The sequence below is a fragment of the Planktothrix mougeotii LEGE 06226 genome (assembly GCF_015207485.1).
Lineage (GTDB): Bacteria > Cyanobacteriota > Cyanobacteriia > Cyanobacteriales > Microcoleaceae > Planktothrix.
Map to the genome: position 1 here is coordinate 119,530 of NZ_JADEWU010000006.1, position 12,401 is coordinate 131,930.

Here is a 12,401-nt window from a genome sequence, read left to right on the forward strand (position 1 = left end):
AACTACTTAATGGTATCTTGAAAAACTTTAATAGCTCTTGAGGTTTTAGATGACAGTAGTTAGCCAAGTTATTCTCAAAGCTGATGATGAACTCCGTTATCCCAGTGTTGGTGAACTTAAAAGCATCAATGACTTTTTGAAAACGGGTGAACAGCGCGTGCGGATTGCTTCCACACTGGCTGATAATGAAAAAAAGATTGTAGATCGTGCCAGTAACCAACTGTGGAAAAAACGCCCTGACTTTATTGCCCCCGGTGGTAATGCGTCAGGTTCACGGGAACGGTCTTTATGCCTACGGGATTATGGCTGGTATCTGCGCTTAATTACCTATGGGATTCTGTCCGGTGACAAAGACCCCATTGAAAGCATTGGTTTGGTGGGGGTCAAAGAAATGTATAACTCTTTAGGCGTTCCCATGCCCGGAATGGTAGAAGCCATTGTTTGTCTCAAAGAAGCGTCTCTGGCGTTACTCGATGACGAAGATGCTAAAGACGCAGCCCCTTACTTTGACTTTATCATTCAAGCCATGTCCTAAGTTTGAGCATGGGTTTCAACTGTCTGTGAAGGCGTACCTGGCGTGCGTCTCCACAGATTTTTTATAGATAGCTAAAACCTAAACGATAAATTGTTTTCCCCAATTCATAATTCATAATTCGTAATTCGTAATTCGTAATTCGTAATTCCCTATTCCCTATTCCCTCAAGAATTCTGAAAAGAACGACGATAATTCCGTAGCGCTTGAATTAATCGCCCGCCTCGCTTTAGGACAATATCAGCTAATTCTACAATCCATTGATTGGGCATCGCTTGAGGCTGAATTGTTAAGATATAGTTGAGGGCTTCTTCTTCTTTTTCTATCCCTAAACGATAGGCATAAAGGATAAATGCGATCGCCGTTGAACGACTAATTCCCCCTTGACAATGAATTAATAAATCTCCTTGATTAGCTTGAACCGATTTCATAAAATGCAAAGCTTCTAAAATATGTTTAAGACTTGGTAAAATATATTCAGGATCATGATAAGGCGTATCAATATCATCAAATTCTAATCGCCATCGAGTCGGAACTTGATCAAACCCTTCAGGCAGTTCACTACCGGGACTACCAATAGAAATTAAATAGCCAATCTTGGCGCCTTGAAATTGTTCTAAAATATAGTTTTTAGCTTCGGCCCTAGAGGAAATCCAAAGTTTAGGTAAATGGGAATAAGGCGAAACAATATTAGGATTAAATAAGGTTGTTAAAAATGTTGTTGATTCTGAAGAATCTAATTTATCTAAAGCTGTTTCTGCCCAAGATCGCACATAAACATCCGTATCATTTAAAGCGGTTTTTAATCCATTAATGGTTGAAGGGGTATTCATCGATTGAATAGTTTCAACCACTTTGGCCCGAACAAAAGGATCGGGATCATGAATTTTTTTCAGAAGTTTATTAATCACAAATTCATTACCAATGCGTCCCAACACTTCAACTACACGAGTTCTGACATCGGCGTTATGATGATTGAGGGCTTGTAAAAGTACCTTAATGGCAAAGGAATCATTAATCGTTTCTAATCCATAAACGGCATTGGTATAAACATAAAATTCAGCATCATCAAGGGCATTTTTTAACCCTGTAATTGCCGATACTCCTCCTAAAAATCCTAAAGCCGTTGCGGCTCGACCTCGAACATAATGATCGGGATCAAAAGCTAAAATTTCTCTTAATTTTGTGATTGCTAAACGATTTTTAATTTTACCTAATGCTGTCGCTGCTCGCCAACGAACTTGGCTATCTTCATGATTAAGAGCAACAATTAATCCCCGAATAGCTCGATCACTGGCAATTTGTCCTAATCCCCAAGTTGCCCAAAGGCGAGTTTTTTGTAAGGGATCTTTTAATGCTTTTAATAATAAAGGTTCGGCGGCTTGACCGATTTGAGTAATCGCCCAAGCTGACCAAGCATTAACAGGTTCATTGGGATGATGTAATCCTTTAAAAAACCAAGGAAGTAATAAAGGTGAACGAGTTTGCGCTAATAAACGAATTTTAAAAGCCAGGGGAAGATTTAATGGCATGACCAGAGAAAAGGCTTTATTTTGAAATTCAGGTTTAACAGTTTTTGTTAACAATGTTCCTTGAATAACATTTAATTTTAAAGCCAAACTCACCACTCGTAGGGTCAAGTCTTCGGACTCAACTTCTTTCAACACTTTTGCAAGAAAATCAAAGGTTAATGCCCCTCGCAAATAGTCTTGTTTGAGTTGTTCATCACTCAACTGATGCAGCCGTCTTTTCAGTGTTTCAACATCGTAGAAATTAGTCATTAAATTGGGTAAGACCAGAGAAAGCCGGAAAAAAAGGGGAGTTAGGGAGAAAGGGCAACAAGAGGACAGAGTTGAGGCTGTTCAGGAAATTGATCCCGTTCAACTAAGGTAACACGAGCAAAATGATCGGCTAATATTCTAGCAGTGAATAATCCTGCCAGACTCCCCCCCATGACTAAAGCATGATCACCGATGTAATTGGAAGACATGAATAAACTCCTCAAATCTATTCGCAATTGATGGTTAAATATGAAAGGGAAGAACAGGAGAGGATCAGAACTCATTCATCCCCAAACCTGCTAACCTGTAACCTATAGCCCTTATATAGCGTAAGTCTATTATGGCGATTATTTCTTCCAAAAAGCAGTCCCCTGAACCTGAACCCTCGGATAAGTTCTCTGGGTTGACGACTCCAGCCGCTAAAAAATCCAGAAAATCTAAGACTCAGGAGCCGATGGATGAGTTGGATTATTTATTAGAAGCAGAAGCTACACCCCAGGAAGAAATTAATCGTCAACAGGATGAAAAAATTCGTCCCCATCGGTTAGAAGATTATATTGGACAAAAGGATTTAAAAGATGTTTTATCCATTGCGATCGCAGCTGCAAAATCTCGTCAGGAACCCTTAGATCATTTATTATTATATGGCCCCCCAGGGTTGGGAAAAACCACTATGTCGCTGATTTTAGCGTCGGAAATGGGGGTAACGTGTAAAATTACAACGGCTCCCGCATTAGAAAAACCCCGTGATATTGCAGGATTATTAGTCAGTTTAAAGCCCGGAGAGGTATTATTTATTGATGAAATTCATCGCTTATCAAAAGTTGCGGAAGAAATTTTATATCCGGCGATGGAAGATTGCCGATTAGATATTACCATTGGTCAAGGGCGATCGGCAAAAACTCGCAGTATTCCTTTAAAACCCTTTACAATTGTTGGAGCAACAACACGGGTAGGTTCCTTAACGGCTCCGTTACGCGATCGCTTTGGAATTATTCAACGATTACGCTTTTATGAAATTGATGAATTAAGTTTAATTGTCCAACGCACTGCCAAATTATTAAATACTCCCATTACCTCAGAAGGAGCGATCGAAATTGCTCAACGAGCTAGGGGAACGCCTCGAATTGCCAATCGGTTATTACGTCGAGTTCGAGATTATGTTCAAGTCAAAAGTACGGGAGAAATTAATGCGGAAATTGCTAATATTGCCTTAGAAGTTTTTAATGTTGATCCGATGGGATTAGATTGGACAGATCGCAATATGTTAACCGCCATGATTGAAAACTTTAAAGGCGGGCCAGTGGGATTAGAAACAATGGCGGCAATTACGGGGGAAGATACCCAAACCATTGAAGAAGTTTATGAACCTTATTTAATGCAAATTGGGTTTATTCAACGCACAAACCGGGGTCGTGTGGCGACACCTGCGGCGTGGAAACATTTAGGATTTGATCATCCTGAAAATCGTTAAAGTTAAAGTTTACAATTCCCCTTGTAATCCTTTATAAAATAGCTTGTCATTGGGCCCTAAAGAAGCATCAGGATTTTCTGCTGCTTTAGCTCGGTCTGCTTGATCATTTAACTTTTTATGAGCGATTTTTCTAGCATCTTCAATGGCTGCTTTCCTTTTTTCGGTTTTACCGACTACATTTTTAGTAGTATCGAGTTGATCAAATACTTTTTCAGAAGCATTTTTAGCCGCATCAGAGGCTTTTTGTAAATCTAAATTCTCAGTATTTCCCCCTTGGACATGATAAAAGTCGGCTTCTGGAGTGAGTGATTTAGCAAAAGCAGGAGTGCTAAAAATTCCAGCCCCAACCCAGATTAACCCCACTAAAATAACGGCGATCGCCCATCTTATACTCAATTGCTTTAAGGTCAAAATTAAACGCTGCATAATCACCTTTTGATCGGTTTGCTAAAAGTTAACCTGGAATCATTTTTTGATAAAATATAGAAATACATTCCTTATTCAATACTGTGAAATTAAATAGCTCAATTTTCATCTATCTGAAGTTATAAAATACTGTTTTTGGAAATTATGTTTCTTAGTAAAAAAATTAAGAAGCTCATTGAGAGTGTTTGAAATCAACTATGTTTGTTGATCTTAAAAGTTTGATAAAAAACGGTACAGGCTGAAATTGACTCAACAGCGAAACAGGTTGAAGATTTTGCCCGGTGATGGGATCGCTTCAGAAGGTTAAACTGAGAACTTTAATTTGATCAAAAATTAAAATAAGCTTTATCAAAAATTCAAATAAGGGGGATTTTTTGTAAAGATTCCATGAAATCGATGAATCACTCCGCTCCTTCCCGGATGGATATGCAAACATAATTAGTAAATTCACCGATTGTTATACCAGGGGACAAAAGTCCGTGAAATCACACCTTTGTGGAATCACGGAGTTTTTTTCTTTTTGAGGGTACAATTTTTTAAGGCTGTACAGTTGTAAGGGTAGAGGTAGATTCAAGGCAATCCACGATATCATAGTCTTAATTAAAATAAGGGTTAAATTATGACTGCGATCATTGCCCTACTCGCTGATGAGACTCAGCAAGAAACCCTCGTGAATTTTATAACTCAACACGAGAATGTCCTATCCCATTACCGCCTCATGGGTTTAGACAATCTTGCAGGTGCTTTAAAACAGAGGACATGGTTAAGGATTGAGACAGTGTTACCTCTGCGACAAGCAGGGGATATGGTCATCGCCTCAAAAATAATTGCAGGGGAAGAGATTGCTGCGGTTATTTATTTAGTAGAACCCACCCAAACGACTTTTTCTGAGTTACCGCTTTTAACATTACTCCGAGTTTGCAATATCTACAATATTCCGATGGCGAGTAATATTGGAACCGCAGAAGCAATTATTGTGCAACTGCGCCGAACTCGTTCTGCGTATTTAATTTTTAATCCCGTTTCAGGGGTAGGAAATGCTAATCAAGATTTATTATTAATTCGACAATTATTAGAACCTTATTTTCATTTAAAAGTTCACTTAACAACACCGGAAACTGATCCAACAGAATTAGCAAAAGAAGCGGTAGAACAACAAGTTGATTTAGTGATTGCATCGGGGGGAGATGGGACAGTTTCGGCTGTAGCAGGAGCGGTGATTAATACCAATATTCCATTAGGAATTATCCCCAGAGGCACGGCTAATGCCTTTTCGGTGGCGTTGGGAATTCCGACGAATCTTCAGGGGGCTTGTGAAGTGATTATTGCCGGATTAATCCGCACGATTGATGTGGCAAATTGTAATGGTTTACCGATGATTTTATTAGCCGGAATTGGGTTTGAAGCCGAAACGGTGAGTAAAGCAGATCGAGAAACGAAAAAACGCTGGGGGCCGTTAGCTTATATTATGGCAGGATGGCAACAATTAAACGAACAAACAGACTTTGAAACGGAAATAGAAATTAATGGTGAAATCAATCAATGTGAAGCCGCCGCGATTACGGTTGCCAATGTTGCTCCTGCTACTTCTGTTTTAGCACAAGGATTAGGTCAGGTGATTCCTGATGATGGATTGTTAGAAGTTTTAATGTATACCTCTCCTGTCGATAAAATGCAAGCCTTGGCGGGAATGGTGCGTTTATTAGGGGCGGGTTTACTGAAAACAGAAATTCAACGAGATAATATGATTGCCTTTCGGACTCAACGCCTTAAAATTTCAACTAATCCTCCTCAAAAAGTAGTTTTAGATGGGGAAATTATTGGCACAACACCGATAGAAGTAGAATGTGTTCCTAAAGGATTAAAAATTATGACTCCTGCAATTTCTGCTGTACCAAATGTTGAAGAAGTTGCAACTTTGAATGAGGTTGAGATGGAAGTTAATCAAATAGAGAATAGCTTAGGGGAGATCCTCCCCCTTGAAAAGCCAGGGCTTTAAGAAATAAGCGATCGCCCTCTTTAACACAAATTACCATCAACCGAGAGTCTATCAAGTGATTCAAAGAGAAGTTCTTAAACTATTCCCTTGGTGGAAAATTTAAAGATAAGATAATTTAAGGAGAATCACTAATTAATTCAACATTGACACAAAAGCGAATTCCTAATATTTCTTCAAAAGCAGATTCCAGATGAGGGATTTTATCTTGAATCATTTTGAGTAAGGTTCGACTGGTAACACCGACACGGGTACTTTCAGGGCTTAATTCAATTAAACTTCCTTGTTGACGTAATAAAGTTTGGGTTCCTAATGGTCTAATTTGAGTTAAAACTTGATGCCAAATTTCATCTAAACTATCACAAGGAATAAACCCTAATTCTCCTGTATCTCCGTCTTCTTCAATATGAACTAAGCGACAATAACGGGCTTCAAACCCAAATTCTTTTAATTCTTTAAACAGTTCAGGAACCATCCCCGGTAAAGCCCAATATCGTCGAGGTATTTCAATTTCTAAACGAGCATAGGGTTTATCCGTTGTAAAATAAATTCCCAGGGGAACTCCTGCTTCTAAGAAGGAGGTATCTACCGTATTTTCTTCCTCGGCGGTAATAGAATATTTGTCTAAACAGCTTTTGAATTGCTCAAATTTAGTTTCATATTCAAACAAAGAAAACCCCACCATAATCACAGTATCACCTAACTGTAAGCAACGTTTTTGTTGGGCAACTCCTAAGCGATAACGAATTAGACTCATGGCGCTATGTCTTAAGGATTGTTCAGTATAAATACTATTTCCATTCAATCCATGAGATTCTAAACGAGATAAAATGCGGGTCATATCTCTTTGAATTGCAACTTTAAATTGAAACAGGTGATCTCGTTCCTGTTGCAATTTTTGATAGTCTTGTTCTAGGTGATTTAATTTTTCTTCTGTATTTTTTAATTTTTGAGTTGCCGATTTTAATTGTTGGGAAAGGGTACTAATTTGGTGATGAGTTTCTTGACGTAGACGAAAATAATCGTGAATTAACCGGGCTGCATATTCAGGAGAATCAAATTCAAACCAATCACTTTGTAAGCGACGATAGGCAAACATTTCATGCAATTTTGTTTCATCTTTTTGAGGATCAGGAGTGCTAAAAACTTCAATGACTTTTAACGCATAGGGAATTTGATCATTAAGAATTTGATTCCGGGTTAATACCTGCAAAGATCTTTCAATTTTAAATCGTTTTGTTCCTTCTGCTTGTAATAGATAGATATTGCTCTCTAACTCTGTCATCTTAATTTAAACCTCATTTATGATCTGAATAGATGGCTTTTATTGTCAAAGGTTAGATTTAATTTTATCTCATTTCTAGGGTATTCAAAATTAGAATAAGTGTTGACAAAAGTTGAGTCTGGTTATCTGATGATCTGTATTGTTAACGAGATCATCAGACTCGATCAAGTCATCTAGCTACTAGGGCTAGGTCATGTTAAACTGCGGAACCAGAACGGGTAAACCAACAGTCATTGCGCTTATCAGCCGAAAATAGCTGTTCATTACTTCATTATAATAGATAAATTGCAGATCAAAACTTTTGTTCAATATAAACCATGATTAAAACCCACTCTATTCATGTTACTTTTAATCAAAAGACGGCTTTAGAAAAACAAGCACTCAGGGATATTAATTTAACAATTCCTGAAGGTCAGTTTATTACTGTTATTGGGAGCAATGGGGCTGGTAAATCAACCTTATTGAATGTTTTAACAGGGGATATTCTTCCGAATGCGGGTAAAGTTTGGATTAATGATCAAGAAGTAACCACTTGGTCAACATCAAAACGAGCAAAATTTGTGGCAAGAGTTTTTCAAAATCCTTTAGGGGGTTCCTGTGCGAATTTAACTGTTGAAGAAAATTTAGCGTTAGCTTATCGTCGAGGATGCTTTAGGGGGTTTCGTTCTGCTTTAAATCATCGCTTACGAGAGGAATTTCGCTGCCGTTTAGCACGGTTAAATTTAGGGTTAGAAAATCGTTTAGGCGATCGCATGGGATTATTATCCGGCGGTCAACGTCAAGCGGTAAGTTTATTAATGTCAACCTTAGCTTCCCATCAAGTTTTACTCCTCGATGAACATACAGCCGCCCTTGATCCTAAAACGGCGAATTATATTCTACAATTAACCCGTGAAATTGTGGCTGAAAACCGATTAACAACCTTAATGGTAACTCATAGTATGCGCCAAGCTTTAGATTTAGGCGATCGCACATTAATGTTACATGAAGGTCAAATTATTTTTGATATTTCTGGTTCAGAACGTCAGGGTTTAACCGTTACCGATTTACTGCATTTATTTGAAGAACAGCAACAGGAGTCTTTAACAGATGATGCCCTTTTATTGGGATAAATTCATCTTTGTGATTAAAAATATGGTAAAATCCCAGAAGATATTTTTAAGGGGAACGATAGTTTTTAACCGCCACAGGGTTAAAGTTGCGATTCATCGGAAATTAAAATAGGATTCAATCATTATTAAGGATGAATTTATGAATTTAGGATTACAACTTCGCTTAATTACTTTCCTATTAACGAGCAGTTTTCTGGTTTTGATAGGGGGTTGCGATCGCAATACAACTCAAACAAAACAATCGGAAGCCATCGCTGAAGTCACGGCTACTGAACCTCCAAAACCCTATACAAAAGAAGCAGAATTAGTGGCTGTGGGTGATATTATGATGCACGGTGCTCAAATTAAATCCGGTTATAACCCGACTACAAAAACCTATAATTATGATAACTTTTTTACCGAAGTTAAAGGAATTTTATCCTCTGGAGATTGGATTATTGGTAACTTAGAAACAACTTTATCAGGCCCAGAAACGGGGTATACGGGATATCCGTTATTTAACGCTCCAGATCCCTTAGCTGATGCGATTAAAAAAGCCGGGTTTAATATTATTTCTACCACCAATAATCATTCCTTAGATCGAGGCGAAAAAGGGGTTTTAAAAACCTTAGAAAATGTGAAAAAACGGGGTTTAATTCCCATCGGTACAGCGACCTCAGCGAAAGAAGCAGCCAAAATCACTATCGTTGAAAAAAATAATATTTCTATGGCAATTTTAGGCTATAGCTATGGAACAAATGGTATTCCCATTCCCAAAGGTAAAAATTATTTAGTTTCCTTAATTAATCCTCAAAAAATCACCCAAGATATTACTAAAGCTCGTCAAGCTGGGGTTGATATTGTTACTGTTATTTTACATTTTGGCTTAGAATATCAGCGTCAACCTAATGCTGAACAAAAAGCCTTAGTTAAACAGTTAGTCAATGCAGGTGCTGATATTATTTTAGGGAGTCATCCTCATGTTGTTCAACCCTATCAAATTATTGAAAAAACAGGGAAATCAGAAAAACCGAAAAAAGCAGTTGTAATTTATTCTATGGGGAATTTTATCTCCAATCAACGGGAAAAATATCGAGATTTGGGGGTAATTTTTAAAGTCAAGGTTTTGAAAAAATTTCCTGATGAAACTACTGAAATTAAAGAGATTAAAGCCATACCCACTTGGGTACATCGCTATAGCCAAGGAGGAAAATATCAGTTTCGTGTCCTTCCGATTGAACAGGTGTTAAAAACTCGTAAACACCCCTTATTATCGCCATCGGATTATCAACAGTTAGAAACCGACCTAAAAAATATGAATCGTCATCTCCATTCTTTTCAATAGAAATCCGGTTCCTTCAAGACACTTTCTTCTCCGCATCCGGAATCAGAATCAAACCATAGAAGAAAGAACTCAGATAGGTGGTACTGAGGCGGAGTAGAAAGTATGGAACTAAATCCGGTAACAGGTTTTGGTGTGACAGCACCGACAACAACAGAGGTGTCTCCTGACAGTTTACGCTCTCTGGTGCATCAAATTGAAGCAGAACTATATTGTAGTGAAGTTTATAATATTGCTTTAAAAAGCTTACAAAAAATGTTAGGACAAGCGGCTAGTAAAGCCGAAATTGTCATTAAAGCGGTGGGACGAGAAGCCATTCAACTCGCTTTAAAACAAATTGCGAAACAAGAAACAGCAATTATCTGTACAACAGAATCTCCTTCGGTGAATGAGTCTATTTCTGTTACCGCCATTTCCTCAGATTATTCCTCCCCATCATCGGTAAAACAAAGTCCAAAAAAGACAAAATCTACTCCTCCCGAAGTTCAGATTTCGGTTGTTTCTCCCCTCGGTTTTATTGCTGGATATCAACCCCCAAATACAACCTCTGAATCCTCAGAAGAAACCTCGACTTCATCTGATATTTCTTCCTGGGATAATACCTCGCAAGTCCAATCTAAACGTCAACCCCTGACTCAAGCTGAAATTAATCAGAAAATTCATCAAAAGCAAAAAATTTATTTACAAGAAATTGGGGAAGAATTGCGAAAAGCGAGAGAATCCTATCACCTGAGTTTACAACAAATGCACTATTTTACTTTAGTTCCCCTGCATCATTTAGAAGCTTTGGAACAGGGAGAACTTGAGCGTTTACCAGAAGATATTTATATTCGAGGGTTTATTTGTCGGGTAGCGAATGCTTTAGGATTAGAAGGTGGGAAAATAGCAGCGTCTTTTCCCTGTTTAGAATTTAGCGGACAGGTTGGACAATATGGGTCTAAAGTCGATGTTGATTCAGAATTTTATCTCAATTCAGTGCATTTATATTTAGGTTATGCCGCTATTTTAGCAGGTTCTATGGGGGGTTTTGCTTGGTTATCTCAACAAAGTGTTCCTGATGTAACCCTTCCCCCTGATATTCAAAATTTATTAGAACAAAAATCGCCCCAATCTCATCGACAAGAATCATCAACTCCTATACCAGGAAGGCAATCAGACCACAATCAAATTCAGATTGGATTAGATTTTTCTCCTCCTGAAATGATGGATGGTGTGAGCGCTTAGTTCTTCTAAATTTTACCCTAAATTTTCTCAAAAATCACCGATAAATTATTAGCGGGCATGGGGATAATTCCTACTAACCGTAAATTTTCTAAGGTTGCTATTTCAACAACTGCTTCTAAATCTCTCACTCCCCATTCTGGGTTAGATAATCGTAACGAGGTATCAAAGACTTCATTACTGGGTGCAGTGTGTTTTCCCTGTTGTTTATAAGCCCCATATAAATATAAAATTCCCCCGGATGGCAAAATTCGATTTGCACCTGCCATTAATCCCAAGCAAGCCGACCAAGGGGAAATATGAATCATATTAATATTAACAATAGCAGTAATGGGGAATTCTGCCAAAGAAAAGGGCAATTTTAAATCGGGATCTTCAACTAACCAAGTTGATTTCTGCACATCTAATTCTAAAGGGGGGAATAAATTATCCGAGGGACAATCAGTTTGCCAAGCTAAAATACTTTCTCGCAACATAGGGTTAACTTCTGAAGGTAGCCATTTGCGGGGTTGCAACTGAGGCGCAAAAAATACAGCGTGTTGTCCTGTTCCACTGGCAATTTCTAAAATTGTTCCTGTGGGAGGAAGTACCTGTTTTAAAACCTCTAAAATAGGGTGTTGATTCCGTTCTGTTGCTGGAGCATACTGGCGAGAGTTGTTGGAAATATTCATGAGGGTAATTAGGATTAGAATAGTGCAAGTTGACAATTAAGAGGTTTAGGAGTTGAGTTTACCATTCTGGATAACATTCAACGTCAGTATTTAAGATTTAGTCATTAGACAGAACCCCTAACGAATTTAAAACTGGGTCAAGTGCTCCTTTAGTCTTCATAAATTCATCGGGTTTCAATCCAAATATCAATAAATGTAAAGTAGATTTTACAAAACTTCATTAAGAAAAGCAAATTCTTTCTCATCCCTGATTCAAAAATAGGTACATCTTCCGATATAATTCCCCTCATGTTCAGGGACATAAAAATGGACGATAGAGACAAAATATTAACTCAACTCGCTGAAGAACGATGGCGAGTATCTTTGGCTTTAACATTAGCCATGATGTTTATTTACTTCGGATTTATCTTATTAGTGGCCTTCAATAAGTCCTTAATGGGGTCTTTAATTATGCCCGGTTTAAGTTGGGGCATTTTGTTAGGAGCCTTAGTGATTATTTCAGCTTGGGTATTAATTTACTTCTACGTTAGCTGGACTAATAACTATTACGATCGCAAAATTGAAGACCTCATTAAGGATTAA

Annotated in this window: 12 protein-coding genes; 7 read left to right on the plus strand and 5 right to left on the minus strand. The window is 38.0% G+C overall.

Features of this window, described 5'->3' with window-relative positions:
* The first annotated feature begins 49 nt into the window (after positions 1–49).
* Complete coding sequence (locus tag IQ236_RS04765; protein WP_193868196.1) at positions 50–535, plus strand: allophycocyanin subunit alpha-B; 486 nt, start codon at positions 50–52, stop codon at positions 533–535.
* A 164-nt stretch (positions 536–699) separates the two neighbouring features.
* Here IQ236_RS04765 and IQ236_RS04770 read toward each other — a convergent pair whose 3' ends face one another.
* Entirely contained in the window at positions 700–2,313 is a 1,614-nt protein-coding gene (locus IQ236_RS04770) for a HEAT repeat domain-containing protein (protein ID WP_193868197.1), read from the minus strand.
* A 41-nt stretch (positions 2,314–2,354) separates the two neighbouring features.
* Entirely contained in the window at positions 2,355–2,522 is a 168-nt protein-coding gene (locus tag IQ236_RS04775) for a hypothetical protein (protein WP_193868198.1), read from the minus strand.
* A gap of 131 nt (positions 2,523–2,653) precedes the next feature.
* Here IQ236_RS04775 and ruvB point away from each other — a divergent pair, with 131 nt between their 5' ends.
* Positions 2,654–3,787, plus strand: a complete 1,134-nt coding sequence (gene ruvB / locus IQ236_RS04780; RefSeq protein ID WP_193868199.1) for a Holliday junction branch migration DNA helicase RuvB — start codon at positions 2,654–2,656, stop codon at positions 3,785–3,787.
* Positions 3,788–3,796: 9 nt separating this feature from the next.
* Here the strand turns inward: ruvB and IQ236_RS04785 are convergent, their stop codons facing one another.
* Positions 3,797–4,213 carry a hypothetical protein gene (locus IQ236_RS04785; protein ID WP_193868200.1) on the minus strand — a complete coding sequence of 139 codons (417 nt, stop codon included), beginning with the start codon at positions 4,211–4,213 and terminating at the stop codon, positions 3,797–3,799.
* Positions 4,214–4,832: 619 nt separating this feature from the next.
* Between IQ236_RS04785 and IQ236_RS04790 the strand changes: the two genes are divergently transcribed.
* Positions 4,833–6,212, plus strand: coding sequence for a YegS/Rv2252/BmrU family lipid kinase (locus IQ236_RS04790; protein ID WP_193868201.1), 1,380 nt, complete (start codon positions 4,833–4,835; stop codon positions 6,210–6,212).
* A 115-nt stretch (positions 6,213–6,327) separates the two neighbouring features.
* On the opposite strand, the gene IQ236_RS04795 is transcribed toward IQ236_RS04790, so the two are convergent.
* On the minus strand, positions 6,328–7,494 hold the full coding sequence (locus tag IQ236_RS04795; RefSeq protein ID WP_193868202.1) for a GIY-YIG nuclease family protein: 1,167 nt from the start codon (positions 7,492–7,494) through the stop codon (positions 6,328–6,330).
* Between the two features lie 317 nt (positions 7,495–7,811).
* Between IQ236_RS04795 and IQ236_RS04800 the strand changes: the two genes are divergently transcribed.
* The 3 genes from IQ236_RS04800 to IQ236_RS04810 all read left to right on the plus strand — a co-directional run bounded on the left by IQ236_RS04800 (position 7,812) and on the right by IQ236_RS04810 (position 11,151).
* Entirely contained in the window at positions 7,812–8,606 is a 795-nt protein-coding gene (locus IQ236_RS04800) for an ABC transporter ATP-binding protein (protein WP_193868203.1), read from the plus strand.
* A gap of 139 nt (positions 8,607–8,745) precedes the next feature.
* A complete protein-coding gene (locus IQ236_RS04805; RefSeq protein ID WP_193868204.1) occupies positions 8,746–9,930 on the plus strand; it encodes a CapA family protein in 1,185 nt (394 codons plus the stop codon).
* Positions 9,931–10,032: 102 nt separating this feature from the next.
* Positions 10,033–11,151: a helix-turn-helix domain-containing protein gene (locus tag IQ236_RS04810; protein WP_193868205.1), complete on the plus strand. Its 1,119-nt coding sequence runs from the start codon at positions 10,033–10,035 to the stop codon at positions 11,149–11,151.
* A 17-nt stretch (positions 11,152–11,168) separates the two neighbouring features.
* Here IQ236_RS04810 and IQ236_RS04815 read toward each other — a convergent pair whose 3' ends face one another.
* Positions 11,169–11,819: a DUF938 domain-containing protein gene (locus IQ236_RS04815; protein WP_193868206.1), complete on the minus strand. Its 651-nt coding sequence runs from the start codon at positions 11,817–11,819 to the stop codon at positions 11,169–11,171.
* Positions 11,820–12,125: 306 nt separating this feature from the next.
* On the opposite strand from IQ236_RS04815, the gene IQ236_RS04820 reads away from it, so the two are divergent.
* Complete coding sequence (locus tag IQ236_RS04820) at positions 12,126–12,401, plus strand: DUF485 domain-containing protein (RefSeq protein WP_083626695.1); 276 nt, start codon at positions 12,126–12,128, stop codon at positions 12,399–12,401.

Coding starts and splice junctions, on each gene's coding strand:
- IQ236_RS04810 (WP_193868205.1), top strand. CDS start 10,033: ATGGAACTAAATCCGGTAACAGGTTTTGGTGTGACAGCACCGACAACA.
- IQ236_RS04785 (WP_193868200.1), bottom strand. CDS start 4,213: ATGCAGCGTTTAATTTTGACCTTAAAGCAATTGAGTATAAGATGGGCG.
- IQ236_RS04790 (WP_193868201.1), top strand. CDS start 4,833: ATGACTGCGATCATTGCCCTACTCGCTGATGAGACTCAGCAAGAAACC.
- IQ236_RS04775 (WP_193868198.1), bottom strand. CDS start 2,522: ATGTCTTCCAATTACATCGGTGATCATGCTTTAGTCATGGGGGGGAGT.
- IQ236_RS04820 (WP_083626695.1), top strand. CDS start 12,126: ATGGACGATAGAGACAAAATATTAACTCAACTCGCTGAAGAACGATGG.
- IQ236_RS04765 (WP_193868196.1), top strand. CDS start 50: ATGACAGTAGTTAGCCAAGTTATTCTCAAAGCTGATGATGAACTCCGT.
- IQ236_RS04805 (WP_193868204.1), top strand. CDS start 8,746: ATGAATTTAGGATTACAACTTCGCTTAATTACTTTCCTATTAACGAGC.
- ruvB (WP_193868199.1), top strand. CDS start 2,654: ATGGCGATTATTTCTTCCAAAAAGCAGTCCCCTGAACCTGAACCCTCG.
- IQ236_RS04800 (WP_193868203.1), top strand. CDS start 7,812: ATGATTAAAACCCACTCTATTCATGTTACTTTTAATCAAAAGACGGCT.
- IQ236_RS04815 (WP_193868206.1), bottom strand. CDS start 11,819: ATGAATATTTCCAACAACTCTCGCCAGTATGCTCCAGCAACAGAACGG.
- IQ236_RS04795 (WP_193868202.1), bottom strand. CDS start 7,494: ATGACAGAGTTAGAGAGCAATATCTATCTATTACAAGCAGAAGGAACA.
- IQ236_RS04770 (WP_193868197.1), bottom strand. CDS start 2,313: ATGACTAATTTCTACGATGTTGAAACACTGAAAAGACGGCTGCATCAG.